This window comes from Georgenia sp. Z1344 (assembly GCF_057652375.1).
Window position 1 is genome coordinate 2,057,566 of sequence record NZ_CM172728.1, and the last position, 14,927, is coordinate 2,072,492.

Annotated in this window: 17 protein-coding genes; 11 read left to right on the forward strand and 6 right to left on the reverse strand. The window is 72.2% G+C overall.

What is annotated here, in order from left to right:
• Positions 1–114 precede the first annotated feature (114 nt).
• Together AC24FB_RS09280 and AC24FB_RS09285 are read right to left on the reverse strand one after the other, a co-directional pair.
• Positions 115–2,106 carry a VWA domain-containing protein gene (locus tag AC24FB_RS09280; RefSeq protein ID WP_425715360.1) on the reverse strand — a complete coding sequence of 664 codons (1,992 nt, stop codon included), beginning with the start codon at positions 2,104–2,106 and terminating at the stop codon, positions 115–117.
• A 13-nt stretch (positions 2,107–2,119) separates the two neighbouring features.
• Positions 2,120–3,637, reverse strand: coding sequence for a sigma 54-interacting transcriptional regulator (locus AC24FB_RS09285; protein ID WP_425715362.1), 1,518 nt, complete (start codon positions 3,635–3,637; stop codon positions 2,120–2,122).
• A gap of 34 nt (positions 3,638–3,671) precedes the next feature.
• Here AC24FB_RS09285 and AC24FB_RS09290 point away from each other — a divergent pair, with 34 nt between their 5' ends.
• From AC24FB_RS09290 to AC24FB_RS09300, 3 genes are all read left to right on the forward strand, one after another.
• The gene (locus AC24FB_RS09290; RefSeq protein ID WP_425715364.1) at positions 3,672–4,331 is read left to right on the forward strand and encodes a histidine phosphatase family protein; all 660 of its coding nucleotides are present in this window, start codon (positions 3,672–3,674) and stop codon (positions 4,329–4,331) included.
• Positions 4,332–4,485: 154 nt separating this feature from the next.
• Entirely contained in the window at positions 4,486–5,211 is a 726-nt protein-coding gene (locus AC24FB_RS09295) for an SCO1664 family protein (RefSeq protein ID WP_425715365.1), read from the forward strand.
• 212 nt (positions 5,212–5,423) lie between these two features.
• Positions 5,424–6,242, forward strand: a complete 819-nt coding sequence (locus tag AC24FB_RS09300; protein ID WP_425715366.1) for a serine hydrolase domain-containing protein — start codon at positions 5,424–5,426, stop codon at positions 6,240–6,242.
• Positions 6,243–6,279: 37 nt separating this feature from the next.
• On the opposite strand, the gene AC24FB_RS09305 is transcribed toward AC24FB_RS09300, so the two are convergent.
• Positions 6,280–6,945 carry a hypothetical protein gene (locus AC24FB_RS09305; protein WP_425715367.1) on the reverse strand — a complete coding sequence of 222 codons (666 nt, stop codon included), beginning with the start codon at positions 6,943–6,945 and terminating at the stop codon, positions 6,280–6,282.
• 88 nt (positions 6,946–7,033) lie between these two features.
• The gene (locus AC24FB_RS09310; protein ID WP_425715368.1) at positions 7,034–7,825 is read right to left on the reverse strand and encodes an exodeoxyribonuclease III; all 792 of its coding nucleotides are present in this window, start codon (positions 7,823–7,825) and stop codon (positions 7,034–7,036) included.
• A 258-nt stretch (positions 7,826–8,083) separates the two neighbouring features.
• On the opposite strand from AC24FB_RS09310, the gene exaC reads away from it, so the two are divergent.
• The 7 genes from exaC to AC24FB_RS09345 all read left to right on the forward strand — a co-directional run bounded on the left by exaC (position 8,084) and on the right by AC24FB_RS09345 (position 13,338).
• Positions 8,084–9,607 carry an acetaldehyde dehydrogenase ExaC gene (gene exaC / locus AC24FB_RS09315; RefSeq protein ID WP_425715415.1) on the forward strand — a complete coding sequence of 508 codons (1,524 nt, stop codon included), beginning with the start codon at positions 8,084–8,086 and terminating at the stop codon, positions 9,605–9,607.
• A gap of 58 nt (positions 9,608–9,665) precedes the next feature.
• Entirely contained in the window at positions 9,666–10,112 is a 447-nt protein-coding gene (locus tag AC24FB_RS09320) for a DUF779 domain-containing protein (protein ID WP_425715369.1), read from the forward strand.
• Between the two features lie 104 nt (positions 10,113–10,216).
• Positions 10,217–10,804, forward strand: a complete 588-nt coding sequence (pyrE, locus tag AC24FB_RS09325; protein WP_425715370.1) for an orotate phosphoribosyltransferase — start codon at positions 10,217–10,219, stop codon at positions 10,802–10,804.
• Positions 10,797–11,441 carry a TrmH family RNA methyltransferase gene (locus AC24FB_RS09330; RefSeq protein ID WP_425715371.1) on the forward strand — a complete coding sequence of 215 codons (645 nt, stop codon included), beginning with the start codon at positions 10,797–10,799 and terminating at the stop codon, positions 11,439–11,441. Before pyrE ends, AC24FB_RS09330 begins: the two co-directional genes overlap by 8 nt.
• 139 nt (positions 11,442–11,580) lie before the next feature.
• On the forward strand, positions 11,581–12,603 hold the full coding sequence (gene fbaA, locus AC24FB_RS09335; protein ID WP_425715373.1) for a class II fructose-bisphosphate aldolase: 1,023 nt from the start codon (positions 11,581–11,583) through the stop codon (positions 12,601–12,603).
• Positions 12,604–12,725: 122 nt separating this feature from the next.
• Positions 12,726–13,031 carry a hypothetical protein gene (locus AC24FB_RS09340; RefSeq protein ID WP_425715374.1) on the forward strand — a complete coding sequence of 102 codons (306 nt, stop codon included), beginning with the start codon at positions 12,726–12,728 and terminating at the stop codon, positions 13,029–13,031.
• Positions 13,018–13,338: a hypothetical protein gene (locus AC24FB_RS09345; protein ID WP_463654050.1), complete on the forward strand. Its 321-nt coding sequence runs from the start codon at positions 13,018–13,020 to the stop codon at positions 13,336–13,338. Before AC24FB_RS09340 ends, AC24FB_RS09345 begins: the two co-directional genes overlap by 14 nt.
• Before the next feature lie 50 nt (positions 13,339–13,388).
• Here AC24FB_RS09345 and AC24FB_RS09350 read toward each other — a convergent pair whose 3' ends face one another.
• Both AC24FB_RS09350 and AC24FB_RS09355 read right to left on the reverse strand, forming a co-directional pair.
• The gene (locus tag AC24FB_RS09350) at positions 13,389–13,604 is read right to left on the reverse strand and encodes a hypothetical protein (RefSeq protein WP_425715376.1); all 216 of its coding nucleotides are present in this window, start codon (positions 13,602–13,604) and stop codon (positions 13,389–13,391) included.
• 47 nt (positions 13,605–13,651) lie between these two features.
• Positions 13,652–14,128, reverse strand: a complete 477-nt coding sequence (locus AC24FB_RS09355; RefSeq protein ID WP_425715377.1) for an SRPBCC family protein — start codon at positions 14,126–14,128, stop codon at positions 13,652–13,654.
• A 66-nt stretch (positions 14,129–14,194) separates the two neighbouring features.
• Here AC24FB_RS09355 and AC24FB_RS09360 point away from each other — a divergent pair, with 66 nt between their 5' ends.
• Entirely contained in the window at positions 14,195–14,836 is a 642-nt protein-coding gene (locus AC24FB_RS09360; protein ID WP_425715378.1) for a TetR/AcrR family transcriptional regulator, read from the forward strand.
• Positions 14,837–14,927: the final 91 nt, after the last annotated feature.

The following is a 14,927-nucleotide window of genomic DNA, read 5'->3' on the forward strand; positions in this document are numbered from 1 at the left end:
GGCCCGCAGCCGGGTGCCCCGGCCCCTCCCACCCGCACTTTCGACCGGGGGCGGGGCCGACGAACCGCAATCTCGACGACGACGAACCGCAATCTCGACGGCGGGTTGGCGGGCTCAGAGGTCCCAGAGTGAGCGGGCGTGCATGTACTCGCCCACGACGGCGGCCCCGAGGTCGTCGAGGTCCGGCGCCACCACGCGGCCGCGGGCCCGGCGGGCCATCGCGTCGAGGAACCGGGCCAGCCCGGGGTCGTCACCGAGCCGGAAGAACGTGGTTTCGGCGCCGAGTCGCACCACGCGGTCGAGCTCGGCGACGGTGAGCTGCAGCGTCCGCGGCATCGGCGGGTAGTCGAACCACGACTCGCCGCCGGGCTCGAGGTGGGCGGTGGGCTCGCCGTCGGTGACCACGAGCAGCACGGGCTGCATCGTCGGGTGCTGCCGGAAGAACCGGGTCGCGAGCATGAGCCCGTGGTGCAGGTTCGTGCCCTGCTCGCGGAACGGCGGCAGGGCGGTGAGCTCGGCGAGGTCGACCCGCTGGGCGTACCGGCCGAACTGGACGAGCTCGAGCCGGTCGCCGCGGAAGCGCGTGGACAACAGCTGGTGCAGGGCGAGCGCGGTGCGCTTCATCGGCAGCCACCGTCCCTCGGCGGCCATGGAGAACGACGTGTCGACGAGCAGCGCCACCGCCGCCTGCGTCCGCGCCTCCGTCTCGGCGATCTCGACGTCCGCCACGTCCAGCCGCAGCCCCCGGCTCGGGTCGCCGCCCTCGCGTGCGGTACGCAGGGTCGCGTTCGTCAGCGACCGGGTGACGTCCCACGGTTCGGTGTCGCCGAATGCCCAGGCCCGGCTCGAGCCTGTCTGCTCGCCGGCCGCCCCCGCCTGCCGGGTGTCCCGCGATCCGCTGCGACCCGACAGCCGGCCCGCGGCGTCCTGGAGCAACGACCGGCCGAGCCGGCGCATGCCACGAGGGGACAGCCGCAGGTCGCCGTCGGAGCCGCGGTGGAGGTAGTCGGACTCCCGCAGCGCGCGCTCGAGCTCGGCGAGGGTCCGCGCGGACACGGCGGCGTCGTCGCCGAGGTGGCGGCCGAGCGCCTCGAGGTCGAGATCGGAGAGCGGGGGGCCCGACGACGCCTGCTCGATCTGTTCGGCGAGGCGATCGAGGTCTGCGAGCTCCTGGAGCGCGCCGGTGCCGTCGCCGAGTCCCAGACCCTGATCGCCGTCGAACTGCTCGGAGCCCGTCCAGTCCTCGCCTGGACGTAGGGCGCGCAGGCCGGCGTCGACGCGGGCGAGCTGCTCCATCAGCTGAGGCGAGCCGAACGCCTGCTGGGAGAGCTGCATGAGCTCGTTGCGCTGCTCCGGCGTCATCGAGTTGAGCATCCGGCGCGCCGCGGCCGAGCGCTTCGCGAGCGTGTCGATGAGCTCGTCGACGTCTCGCGGGTTCTCCGGGAACTGGTCGCCGTGCTTCGACATGAACTGATCGAAGTCCGCCTCCGTGTCCTCGCCGCGCGCGTGCTTCTCGAGCAGGTCGCCGAGGTCGGAGAGCATCTCGCTGATCGCGGCCCGGTCCTCCTCGGTGGCGCCCTCGAGCGCCTGCTTCATCCCGGCGAACCGCTGCTCGAGCACCTCGCGGCCGAGCAGGTCCTTGATCTGCTCGTACGCCTGCCGCGCCTCGGCCGACGCCCAGTCGTAGGTGGCGAGCTCGCTGACCGCGGCGGCCGTCGACTCCGGGAGGTTGTCGAGGACCATCTCGCGGAACGTGCGGTCGGTGTCGTCCATCTCGATGTCCCGCGCGAGCTGGCCGCGCTCGGCGAGCACGGCGGAGTCGAGGAGCTGCTTCACCTCCTGCAGCGTGCCGTCGAGCCGGTGCCGGCCGAGCAGGTCTCGACGCCGCTGCTGGACCCGCCCGGCGAGGTCGTCGAGACCGCGCGTGCCCCTGGTCCCGCGGCGCAGGAGCTCGCGCAGGGCCTGGTCGGGGCTGTAGCCGGACATGACGTCGTCGGCGATCTCGTCGAGCGCCGCCCCGAGGTCGATCGGAGGAGCGAGCGGGTCGGGCCCACCGGCGTAGCGGCCGTACCGCGCGGGGCGCGGCGAGCGGGGCTGCGGGGTCATGGTCTCGCTCCGGTCATCCGTAGACGGTCTCGCCGTCGCCGGTCTCCTTCGAGATCCGGCGGGCGAGGAAGAGGCCCTCGAGCGCGAGCTCGACGGCCGAGGCTCGCGAACCGTCGTCCGTGGCGCCGAGCCGGGCGGCCACCTGGTCGTAGACGTCGCCGGCAGTTTCGTCGTCACCGGTGGTCCGGTCCCCTGACGATCCGTCGCCCGCCGACTCGCCACCGTCGCTCGACCGCCCGTCGTCCCCGGCGGACTCGTCGTCGCCTGCCTGCCCCCCGTCCGCACGACCCGGAATCTCCGGCAGCGAGGCGAGGAACTCGGCGGCGGTCACCTGCTCGCCGGTGGTGACGACCTCGTCGGCGGCCTCGATCGCCGCGACCAGCGGCCCCAGGTCGATGCCCGCGAGGTGGGCGCGCACCGTCTCCGCGGTGGCCGTGCGCAGGACGTGCTCGAGGAGCTCGTCCTCGCGGCCCTCCTCGCCGACCTCGAACTCGACCTTGCCGCCGAGCACGTCGACGGCGGTGCGGACGTCGACGACGCGCGCGACCGCCCGGTCCTCCCCGCGCACGGTGGCGCGGTGCAGGGCGGCGGCCGCCACGGTCTCGGCGCCGGCGATCGCGAAACGCGCCGAGACGCCGGAGGACTGGTCGACGGCGGAGGACTCGCGCAGGTTTCGCGCGAACCGGGAGAGGATCTCGAGGACGGCCGGCGGCACGTCGGCGCCGAGGTGCGCCTCCTGGGTGATGATGGCGATCTCGTCGTCGAGCTCGATCGGGTAGTGCGTGCGGATCTCGGCGCCGAAGCGGTCCTTGAGGGGGGTGATGATCCGGCCGCGGTTCGTGTAGTCCTCGGGGTTCGCCGTCGCGACGACGAGGACGTCCAGCGGGAGCCGCAGCACGTAGCCGCGGATCTGGACGTCGCGCTCCTCCATCACGTTGAGCAGCGACACCTGGATGCGTTCGGCCAGGTCGGGGAGCTCGTTGATGGCGACGATGCCGCGGTGCGAGCGCGGGACCAGCCCGTAGTGGATGGTCTCCGGGTCGCCGAGCCGCCGGCCCTCGGCCACCCGCATCGGGTCGACGTCGCCGATGAGGTCCGCCACCGAGGTGTCCGGGGTCGCGAGCTTCTCGACGTAGCGCTCGTCGCGGTGCCGCCAGACGATCGGCAGGTCGTCGCCCAGCTCCGCGGCCCGCGCGCGCGAGGCGTCGGTGATCGGGTCGAACGGGTGCTCGCCCAGCTCGGAGCCCTCGATGACGGGGGCCCACTCGTCGAGGAGAGCGGCGAGGGTGCGCAGCAGGCGGGTCTTGCCCTGGCCGCGCTCGCCGAGCAGCGCGATGTCGTGCCCCGCGAGGAGTGCGCGCTCCACCTGCGGCAGCACGGTCCGGGAGAACCCGTGCAGGCCGGGCCAGGGGTTCTCCCCGGCGGAGAGCGCGGCGAGCAGGTTCTCGCGGATCTCGGTGCGCAGTGTGCGGAAGGTGTGGCCGGAGGAGCGGAGCTCCCCCACGGTGCTGATGTCTGGGCGATCGCTCACGTCCCCAACGTACGTCGCGCCTACGCTGGCGTCGATGACCGAGGAGAAGGCGCCCCCGCCCACGCTGGTCCTGCTGGTACGACACGGCACGACGCCGACGACCGGACGCGTGATGCCCGGCCGCGCGCCCGGACTGAACCTGTCCGATCGGGGTCGTGACCAGGCTGAACGCGTCGGTGAGCGGGTGGCAGCGGCGTCGCCGTCGGCGATCTACTCCTCCCCTCTCGAGCGCGCGCGGCAGACCGCCGAGCCCCTGGCCCGCCGCACGGGGCTGGCGGTCGTCGAGGAGCCCGGGCTGCTCGAGTCCGACGTCGGCGACTGGACCGGTGAGCCGCTCGCGGACCTCGCGCGGCTGCCCGCGTGGCGCACCGTGCAGGAGAGGCCCGCCGAGTTTCGCTTCCCAGGTGGCGAGAGCCTGCTCGAGATGCAGGAGCGGATGGCGGCCACCCTCGAGTCGGTCCGCGCGGAGCACGCGGGGTCGACCGTCGCGTGCTTCTCGCACGCCGACCCGATCAAGGCGGCCCTGTCCTACGCGTTCGATCTCTCCCTCGACCGGTTCCAGCGACTCACCGTCTCCCCGTGTTCCGTCTCCGCGATCGCGTACCCCGCCGCGGGCGACGGGGTCCACGGCGATCCCGTGGTCCTCACCGTCAACTCCACGCTCGAGTCGCTCGGCGACCTGCGGATCTCCTGAGGGCGGCCCGGTGGAGGCGGAGCGCGCGACGGGGGAGTGTCCGACGACCGACGAGGCCGCGCAGTCGGGCTCGCCCCGAGCCGTTGACCTGACGGCGGCGGGGGAGCCCGCGTCGGGAGCCGCCGATCCGTCGGGATCGCCGGACCGGTCCGCGGTGACCGGCCCGGCCGGATCCGCCGAACCGATCTCCGCGACCGACCTCCTCCTGGACGGCGAGATCTCCCTGCTCGGACAGCTCGCGGACTCGAGCAACGAGACGTTCCTCGTCGAGGTCGCCGGCGCAGGTGACCCGGTCTGGGCCATCTACAAGCCGGAGCTCGGCGAGGCGCCGCTGCGGGACTTCCCCCCGGGCCTCTACCGGCGCGAGCGCGCGGCCTACCTGCTGAGCGAGGCGCTGGGCTGGCACCTCGTGCCACGGACCGTGATCCGCGAGGACGCCCCGTTCGGCGTCGGCTCGCTCCAGCGGTTCGTCGAGCACGACCGGTCCGCCCACTACTTCACGCTCGTCGACGACGACCCCGCGACCCACGACGACCTGCGGCGGATCGCCGTGTTCGACGCGCTGACCAACAACACCGACCGGAAGTCCGGCCACGTGCTCCACGGCGTCGACGGGCGCGTGTGGGGCATCGACCACGGCCTGTGCTTCTCGGCGACACCCAAGCTGCGGACCGTGATCTGGGACTTCGCGGGCGAACGTATCGACGCCGACCTGCTGGCCGCGGTCGCCCCGGTCGTCAGCGAGGTCGACGAGGAGATCGCCGCGCTCCTCGACAACGACGAGGTTGTGGCTCTGCGTCGTCGTGCGCTGCGGCTGGTGACCGAGGGACGCCTACCCGTCGACCTCACCGGGATGGCCTTCCCCTGGCCGCTCGTGTAGCCCAGGGGCGCGGGGGTGAGGCACCCGCCACCGGGTCGAGAGTGCGAGTGAGCCGGCGCGCCCGATGGCCATCGCCGCCTCCCCACCGCACTCTCGACGGGAAGCAGTCCGACAAACCGCAATCTCGATGAGGGGTCTCCCAACCGCACCGTCGGCATACGGGGGAAGGGTGACGCGTCGCCCGGGCGTGGCCGATGCGTCATCCTGGGTGCGTGGCTACCTACGCGGCACTGGACCGGTTCGACTTCGACGTGGCGCTGCTCGTCGCCACGCACGACGACGGCGTCGTCTCCTCCGACGGCGACGTCGCGAAGGTCTTCCCCTGGAAGTCCGTGACGAAGCTGCTCACCGCGACCGCGACACTGATCGCCGTCGAGGCCGGGCACCTCACGCTCGACGAGCCCGCCGGCCCCGAGGGCTCGACCGTCCGCCACCTCCTCGCCCACGCCTCCGGCCTGCCGATGGACGCCGGCGGCCCGACGCAGCCCCCGGAGAAGCGGCGCGTCTACTCCAACCTCGGATTCGAGACGCTCGGCGAGCTCGTCGGGAGCCGCGTGGGCATGCCGATCAACGACTGGGTCCGCGCCCAGGTGGTCGAGCCGCTCGGGCTGACGTCCGTGGTGACCGAGGGCAGCTGCGCGCACGGCTACTCGGGCTCGACCGCCGACCTCATGACCTACGGGTTCGAGCTGCTCGACCCGGCGCTGATCTCGGCCGACCTCCACGCCGACGCCACGGCCACCGTGTTCCCGGGGCTGTCCGGCGTGCTGCCCGGATTCGGCCGGCAGACCCACAACGACTGGGGCCTCGGCTTCGAGATCCGCGCCGACAAGGACCCGCACTGGACCGGACCTGGCGTTTCCTCGACGACGTTCGGCCACTTCGGGCAGTCCGGATCGTTCCTGTGGGTCGACCCGACACGGCGCGCCGCGGCGGCGTTCCTCGGGGACAAGGGCTTCGACACCGAGGTCCACGGCGCTATCTGGCCCGAGCTCAACGAGCAGGTCGTCGCCGCGCTCGACGCGCGCTGAGTCGCTCGCCGCGCGGTAGGACGCGGGGTAGCCGGCGTCAGAGGTCCCGCGGCACCACGACGAGCCAGGCGAGCGTCGCCAGCTGACCGATCACCGCCAGCGCGACGAGGTGGCCGAAGATGATGGAGACCGGGCTGACGAGGGCGATCACGGCCGCGGCACCACCGAGCCCTGCTCGCACACCGTCGATGAGGTTCTCGTCCCGGAGACGCCAGGCGGCCACGGCCGTGACGACCCCCAGCCCGACCGCCGTCGGGTACAGCCACAGGCCGAGCGCCAGGAGGACGAGTACCGAGGGTGCGAGGGCATCCTGCGCCGCGTCGATGTGCGCCGTGCGGTCCACCAGGTGAGCGACCCAGGACACCACGGCGGCCACCGCGGCCGCGCCGCCGGCGAGCAGTCCGCCGACGGCTGCCAGGTCGGGCAGGGAGTCGTGCTCCCCGAACGCCCGTAGGAGGCCGCGCATGCGCAGACCGACCATCGGGAGGAGGAGCCCGAGCGGCAGCAGGAAGGCCGCGGCCTGCCACCGCGGCTCGACGTGCTGGAACTGCTCCAGCACGTCGTCGACCGGCTGCCAGAGGATGTCGAAGGGGCCGAAGATCTGACTGAGGAGGGTGAGCCCTGCGACGACGCAGAACAGCGCGGCCGGGACCGCCCAGGCGGCCGGCGAGGCGCCGGTGTGCTTGCGCTCGACGCGACCCACGCGGGACTCCGTTCATGCAGGCGACAGGTTCGGCCCCACCATAGGCAGCGGCCGTGCCGACGGCGCCGGAGCAGCCGCCCCTACGGCCTCACAACGACAGGTCGACGTCGACGATCACCGGTGCGTGGTCGGATGCCCCCTTGCCCTTGCGCTCCTCGCGGTCGACGTGCGCGTCGGTGACCATCGTCGACAGCTCGGGGGAGGCGTAGACGAAGTCGATGCGCATGCCCTCGCCCTTGGGGAACCTCAGCTGCTGGTAGTCCCAGTACGTGTAGACGCCGGGCGTGTGCGGGCGCGTGACCTCGGCGTAGCCGGCGTCCTCGAACGCCCCGAACGCCGCCCGCTCGGGTGCCGTCACGTGGGTCTTCCCCTCGAAGAACTCCATGCTCCACACGTCCTCGTCGAGCGGCGCCACGTTCCAGTCACCCATGAGGGCGATGCGCCTGTCGCCGTCGTCCTCGAGCCAACCCCGGGCGACGTCCTTGAGCGTGCCCAGCCACTCGAGCTTGTACGCGTAGTGCGGGTGGTCGATCTCCCGACCGTTCGGCACGTAGAGGCTCCACACCTTCACCCCGCCGCACAGCGCGCCGATCGCGCGGGCCTCGGCCACGGGCGGGTCGCCGAACTCGGGCATGCCGGGGAACCCCACGGCCACGTCGTTGAGCCCCACCCGCGACGCGATCGCCACGCCGTTCCACTGGTTGAGCCCGTGCAGCGCGACCTCGTAGCCGGCCTCCTCGAACGCCGCCATCGGGAACTGCTCGGGCTTGCACTTGAGCTCCTGCATGGCCAGGACGTCGACGTCCCACCGCTCGAGGAACGCGACGACGCGGTCGATGCGTGTCCGGATGGAGTTGACGTTCCAGGTGGCGATGCGCATGGCACCACGCTAGCCGCGCCCACCGACGCGCATCACCCCGCGCAGCACCCCTCACCCACCGACGCGCATCACCCCGCGCCGCAGCGCTCACCCCCCATCACAACTCCGACAACCCGGACAACCCCGACACCCGCCCACACCCACCTCGCACATCTGCGCGACCTGCCGACCCGACCTGCCACCGGCCGCCCGACCTCCCTATGCTCGAGGGACCCGCCACACCGACGTGGCACTGACGCCGAAGGAGTCGTGACCCGAATGACCGTCTACGCCAACCCGGGCACCGAGTCGAGCATCGTCAACTACCGCACGCGGTACGACCACTGGATCAACGGCGAGTACCGCGCCCCGGTCAACGGGCGCTACTTCGAGAACCCGAGCCCGCTGACGGGCAAGACCTTCACGGAGGTCGCCCGCGGCGACGCGGACGACATCGAGGCCGCCCTCGACGCCGCGCACGCCGCCGCCCCCGCCTGGGGCAAGACGTCGGCCACGGAGCGCGCGATCATCCTCAACAAGATCGCCGACCGCATCGAGGAGAACCTCGAGGAGATCGCCGTCGCGGAGACCTGGGAGAACGGCAAGCCCGTCCGCGAGACCCTCGTCGCCGACATCCCGCTCGCGATCGACCACTTCCGCTACTTCGCCGGGGCGATCCGCGCCCAGGAGGGCAGCATCACCGAGATCGACGGCGACACGATCGCGTACCACTTCAACGAGCCGCTCGGCGTCGTCGGGCAGATCATCCCCTGGAACTTCCCCATCCTCATGGCGGTGTGGAAGCTCGCCCCGGCGCTCGCTGCCGGCAACGCGATCGTGCTCAAGCCGGCCGAGCAGACGCCGACGTCGATCCTCTACCTGGTCGAGAAGATCGCCGACCTGCTGCCCCCGGGCGTCCTCAACGTCGTCAACGGGTTCGGCGCCGAGGCCGGCAAGCCGCTCGCCTCGAACCCCCGCATCCGCAAGATCGCCTTCACCGGCGAGACCACGACCGGCCGGCTGATCATGCAGTACGCCAGCCAGAACATCATCCCGGTCACCCTCGAGCTCGGCGGCAAGAGCCCGAACATCTTCTTCTCCGACATCGCCCAGGCGAAGGACGACTTCTACGACAAGGCGCTCGAGGGCTTCACGATGTTCGCCCTCAACCAGGGCGAGGTCTGCACGTGCCCGTCGCGCGCGCTCGTCTCGGGGGACATCTACGACTCGTTCATGGCCGACGCCATCGAGCGCACCCGCGCCGTCAAGGCCGGCAACCCGCTCGACACCGAGACGATGGTCGGCGCCCAGGCCAGCAACGACCAGCTCGAGAAGATCCTGTCCTACATCGACATCGGCAAGCAGGAGGGCGCCAAGGTCCTCCTCGGCGGCGAGCGGCTCGAGCACGACGGCGAGCTCGGCGGCGGCTACTACGTGGCACCGACGATCTTCGAGGGCCAGAACTCGATGCGGATCTTCCAGGAGGAGATCTTCGGCCCGGTCGTGTCCGTGGCCAGGTTCGACGGCTTCGACGACGCGATCTCGATCGCCAACGACACGCTCTACGGCCTCGGCGCCGGCGTCTGGTCCCGCGAGGCGACGACCTGCTACCGCGCCGGTCGCGCGATCCAGGCGGGCCGCGTGTGGACGAACACCTACCACCAGTACCCCGCGGGTGCGGCGTTCGGCGGCTACAAGGGCTCGGGCATCGGGCGCGAGAACCACCAGATGATGCTCAGCCACTACCAGCAGACCAAGAACCTCCTGGTCAGCTACGCACCGAAGCGGCTCGGCTTCTTCTGAGCCGCCCGACGGCGGGTGCCCGGCCCGGGCGGGCCGGGCACCCCGGGAAGGACCTGACATGACGACGACGGAGCGGGTCGCGCTCACCGACGACGCGGCGGCGCTGCTGCGGCGGCTGCGCGCCACGCACGGCGAGCTGATGTTCCACCAGTCCGGCGGCTGCTGCGACGGGTCGTCGCCCATGTGCTTCGCGCAGGGCGACTTCCTCACCGGCGACGCCGACGTCCACCTCGGCGACCTCACCGTGCCCGCGGAGGAGGGGGCCGGCGGCGGGTCGGGCGATGCGTTCACCGTGCCCGTGTGGATGAGCCGCAACCAGTTCGAGGTGTGGCGGCACACGCACCTGACGATCGACGTCGTGGCCGGCCGCGGGGCGGGCTTCTCCCTCGAGGCGCCCGACGGCGTGCGGTTCCTCATCCGCTCGCGCCTGTTCACGGACGCCGAGGCCGAGGCGCTCGGCGTCGACGACGCGTCGCGCGTGGGGGAAGCGGCGACCGCGGGCTGAGTCCCGGCGTCGGGGGCGGGCACTCGACCCGCCCCTGACGTCCGGCGCGCGTGCCGCCGCGGGGTGAGCATCGGCGTCGGGCGCGGGCCGGATACCCTCGGCGCGTGACCTCGACGCCCGCCCCCGCCGCGAACGACCCCCAGCGCGCCCGCCTTGCCTCCTACGTCGCCGACCTCGGTGTCGTGCGCGGGCGCGTCGTGCTGTCCTCGGGCAAGGAGTCCGACTACTACGTCGACATGCGCCGCGTGACGCTCCACCACGAGGCGGGGCCGCTGCTCGGGCACGTCCTGCTCGACCTGCTCGAGGAGGAGGGGCTCGGGGTCGGCGAGATCGACGCCGTCGGCGGCCTCACCCTCGGCGCCGACCCGGTGGCGCTCGCGATCATGCACGCGGCGGCGTCGCGGGGGCAGGCGCTCGACGCGTTCGTCGTGCGCAAGGAGGCCAAGGCGCACGGCATGCAGCGGCGGATCGAGGGGCCGGACATCACGGGGCGGCGGGTCGTCGTCGTCGAGGACACGTCCACCACGGGCGGGTCCGCGCTGACCGCCGCGCACGCGGTCCAGGAGGCGGGCGCCGAGATCGCGGCCGTCCTCGTGGTCCTCGACCGGGCGACCGGCGCGCGCGAGGCCGTCGAGGCGCAGGGCCACCGGTACCTCAACGCGCTCGAGCTCGCCGACGTCGGACTTGACTGACGACACCGGCGACGACGACGAGCGGATTGTCGGCGTCGGGCCGTGGGAGGGCGAGCCGCCGGACGACCCGCGCCTGGACCCGGAGCTGCTCGCGGCGGTGGACCGGCGCAACGTGGCCGACCACTACCGGTACTGGAGCGTCGAGGCGATCCGCGCCGACCTCGCCGCCCGCGCGCAACCGCTGCACCTCGCGCTGCTCAACACCGGCCGCGACCTCAACATCGGCTCGCTCGTGCGCACGGCGAACGCGTTCAACCTGGCGTCGGTGCAGATCGTCGGGCGGCGCCGGTGGAACCGCCGCGGCGCGATGGTCACCGACCGCTACCTCACCGTCGAGCACCGCCCCGACGTCGCCGCTCTGTTGACCTGGGCGCGCGACCGGGGGCTTGCGGTGCTCGGCCTCGACAACCTGCCCGGCGCGGTCCCGCTCGAGGGGCGGGCGCTGCCGCGGGAGGCGGTGCTCGTGCTCGGCGAGGAGTCCGCGGGCCTGCCCGACGAGCTGGTGGACGGCTGCGACCTGCTGCTCGAGATCAGCCAGCACGGCTCGACCCGGTCCCTCAACGTGGCCGCCGCCGGGGCGATCGCCATGCACGCGTGGATGTCCCAGCACGCGGCGCCGCCGTCGACGCCCCGGTGACCTGACGCCCCGCCGACCGACGACGAGGGGCCCGATGCTGTTCGTCCCGTCGTCGAGGACCGGAAGGCCCGGACGCGGCACCCCGATCGGTGGGATGATCGGGAGGACAGCACCACGTCCCAGCTCCAGGAGGTCCACGATGCCCATCGCCACCCCCGAGGTGTACGTCGACATGATCGACCGGGCCAAGGCGGGCAAGTTCGCCTACCCGGCCATCAACGTCACGTCCTCGCAGACCCTGACGGCTGCGCTGCGCGGGTTCGCCGAGGCCGAGTCCGACGGCATCATCCAGGTCTCCGTCGGTGGCGCCGAGTACGCGTCCGGCTCCACGGTCAAGGACCGCATCGCCGGCTCCCTCGCGCTGGCCGCGTACGCGAAGGAGGTCGCCAAGGGCTACCCGGTGACCGTCGCCCTGCACACCGACCACTGCGCCGAGTCCAACCTCGACTCCTGGGTCCGCCCGCTGCTCGAGATCGCCAAGGCCGAGGTCGACGCCGGCCGCCTGCCCGCGTTCCAGTCGCACATGTGGGACGGCTCGACGGTCGACCTCGAGACGAACCTGCGGATCGCCGAGGAGCTCCTCGAGAAGTCCGTCGCGGCCCGCACGCTGCTGGAGATCGAGATCGGCGTCGTCGGCGGCGAGGAGGACGGCCATGAGGCCGAGATCAACGAGAAGCTGTACACGACCGCGGAGGACGGCCTGGCCACGGCCCGCGCCCTCGGCACCGGCGAGAAGGGCCGCTACCTCACGGCCCTGACCTTCGGCAACGTGCACGGCGTGTACAAGCCCGGCGCCGTCAAGCTGCGCCCGGAGCTCCTCGGTGACATCCAGAAGGCCGTCGGCGCCGAGGTCGGCAAGGAGAACCCGTTCGACCTCGTGTTCCACGGCGGCTCCGGCTCCACCTCGGAGGAGGTCGCCACCGCGGTGCGCAACGGCGTCATCAAGATGAACATCGACACCGACACGCAGTACGCGTTCTCGCGCCCCGTCGTCGAGCACATGTTCCGCAACTACGACGGCATGCTGAAGATCGACGGCGAGGTCGGCAACAAGAAGCAGTACGACCCGCGCGCGTGGGGCAAGGCGGCCGAGGCCGGCATGGCCGCGCGCATCGTCGAGGCCTGCGAGTGGCTCGGCTCGGCGGGCAAGAAGATCTCCTGACCTGAGGCTGAGGGCGCTCGACGCTGTGGCCCCCGACCGGTATGCACCGGTCGGGGGCCACATGACGTGGGGCGCGACCGCCCAACCTCCCGCATTGTCACACATTGCGATACGCTTCCTCTGTGTATCGCGGGCTGTGGTGGCCAGAGGAGCAGGCCCGATACATCCGTGCTCGCGGTGACCGCTATCCGGGTGCGCTTGGGATCGAACCTCGATGGACGTTGGAGGCCGCCGGCGATCCGTCTGCGGTCGTGCGCGACCCAGACCCCGCAAGCCGAATGGGTGCCGTGCGGATCATCGGTTACTCGCGAAGTGCCGGCTTCGTGGTCACGGTGATCGTCGACCCCGTCGACGGGGCAGGAATCACCGCGTGGAAGACCAACGGAGCTGATCTTCGTTCATACGAGGGAGGGCATGATGACCGCTGACGAGCAGGCACGTGCGCGCCGGCAGGCGATTCGCGACGAGTATGCGGAAGAAGAAGCCGAGGCTGCGGAGATCGAGGTCGCCGAGAGTGGGGCAGCACTCGACGTCGCGCTCAACATTCGAATCACCCGTGGTCTGGATGTGGAACTTCGTCGGCGTGCCGCCGTGGAGCAGATCCCGACTTCCGCGCTGGTGCGACGCCTCCTCACGCGGTCGGTCCAGGAGGATACGACGCCCGTGCTGACGGTGGACCAGGTCGAGGCCATCGCGCGCCGAGTCGCCGATGAGGTCGCCGCCTCGCGGAAGTAGTTGGATCCACGGGCCATCCCGCGGGTGTGCTCGAACGGCCTCCAGGTCCCCTACGCCCGGTCGCTCGCAGGCTCCTCGGAGCGCCGCGCGGCCGCGCGCCGCCGGCGCAGCACCTCGAAGACGGCGGTCAGGATCAGGACCACCGCCAGCACGACGATCCAGCGGACCAGCCTGGGCGGGTCGAGGGTGACGTCGAGGACGAGATTGACGACGAACGCGACCACCACTGCGGCGAGGAACCGGATCGAACCCTCGTGGCGCCGCATGCCGCGAACGTATCAGCGGGCGTCCGCGCACGGGTGGTCGGCTGCTGTCACGATCCTTGCGTGGGCCGGGTGCGGTCGTCCGCGTCCAGTGCGCGTGCCTCCCGGTGCTCGGCGGCGCGCCGCATTCCCGCCGCCTCGAGCTCGACGAGCCGTCGCGTCCGGCCGCCGAGCAGGACGTGCGCGGCCCGCGCCAGCGGGCCGGAGTGTGACAACCGGAGGGCGAGGCGGGTGCGGTCGCGGGTGACCCGATGAACGACGTGCTCGGCCGTCGTCACGACCGCCGGTGCCCGCGAGACCATGGTGAACGCGGCGGGCGGCCGATGGTCGGTCACGGTCCAGACTGCCGGCGGGAGCCCGGGCTGCCTGATCCGCAGGCGTGACCCCGCCTTGAACGTTCCGTCGAGGAGCTCGACGGTACGCATCGACGACGTCCACCGGGGCCACTCCTCCGGGATGGCGAGGACCTCCCACACGGCGGCGCTCGTGGCCTCGATCGACGTCGCGGTTCGTGTCTCGGTCTCCATGGCTCAGGGCCTCCGTCCTCGACCGATCTGTACCGTCCGGTACATCCCGCGTGTACCATACGGTACATGGCGACGACGGCACCACCCTCCGGACGGGACGAGCTGCTCCGAGCCGTCATCGAGCACCTCGCGGACGGCCGCGTGGACAACCAGAGCCTGCGTGGCATCGCCGCGGCGGTCGGGACGAGTCATCGGATGCTCATCTACCACTTCGGCTCGAGGGAAGGACTCCTCGTCGAGGTCGCGGCCGCGGTCGAGCAGATGCAGCGCGACGCGTTCACCGTGGTCGCGGAGGGTGGCATCGGCGGTGCGGGCCCCGCCGACGGCACCTTGCCGACGGCCTCGACCCGTGAGGTGGCCACGCAGTTCTGGGCGCGGGTCGTCGGGCCGGCGATGCGGTACGGGCCGCTGTTCTTCGAGATGTCCGCGCACGCGATGCAGCGGCGACCGTACGCGGCCGACCTCGCGGCGCATCTCGTCGAGCCGTGGATCGAGGTGGTCGCCGAGGAGCAGGTCCACCTCGGGGTGGACGCGGCCCGCGCCCGCACCCGGGCCCGCCTCGGCACGGCGGTCGTCCGGGGCCTGCTGTTCGACCTTCTCGTCACCGGCGACCGGAGCGGGGTCGACGAGGCCTTCGAGCTCTTCCTCGACATCCTCGACGCCGACGCCGACGCCGACGCCGACGCCGACGCCGACGCCGGACCGTGACTCTCGACGAGCCCGCGCTCCGAGGGGCAGCCCGACCCCGTCGCCCCGCGGGTACGCTCGAGCGGTCGTCGGGGCACCCGGCGCCAGCGAG

Coding starts and splice junctions, on each gene's coding strand:
- AC24FB_RS09310 (WP_425715368.1), bottom strand. CDS start 7,825: ATGCGCATCGCCACCTGGAACGTCAACTCCATCCGGACACGCATCGAC.
- exaC (WP_425715415.1), top strand. CDS start 8,084: ATGACCGTCTACGCCAACCCGGGCACCGAGTCGAGCATCGTCAACTAC.
- AC24FB_RS09280 (WP_425715360.1), bottom strand. CDS start 2,106: ATGACCCCGCAGCCCCGCTCGCCGCGCCCCGCGCGGTACGGCCGCTAC.
- fbaA (WP_425715373.1), top strand. CDS start 11,581: ATGCCCATCGCCACCCCCGAGGTGTACGTCGACATGATCGACCGGGCC.
- AC24FB_RS09290 (WP_425715364.1), top strand. CDS start 3,672: ATGACCGAGGAGAAGGCGCCCCCGCCCACGCTGGTCCTGCTGGTACGA.
- AC24FB_RS09355 (WP_425715377.1), bottom strand. CDS start 14,128: ATGGAGACCGAGACACGAACCGCGACGTCGATCGAGGCCACGAGCGCC.
- AC24FB_RS09360 (WP_425715378.1), top strand. CDS start 14,195: ATGGCGACGACGGCACCACCCTCCGGACGGGACGAGCTGCTCCGAGCC.
- AC24FB_RS09350 (WP_425715376.1), bottom strand. CDS start 13,604: ATGCGGCGCCACGAGGGTTCGATCCGGTTCCTCGCCGCAGTGGTGGTC.
- AC24FB_RS09345 (WP_463654050.1), top strand. CDS start 13,018: ATGATGACCGCTGACGAGCAGGCACGTGCGCGCCGGCAGGCGATTCGC.
- AC24FB_RS09320 (WP_425715369.1), top strand. CDS start 9,666: ATGACGACGACGGAGCGGGTCGCGCTCACCGACGACGCGGCGGCGCTG.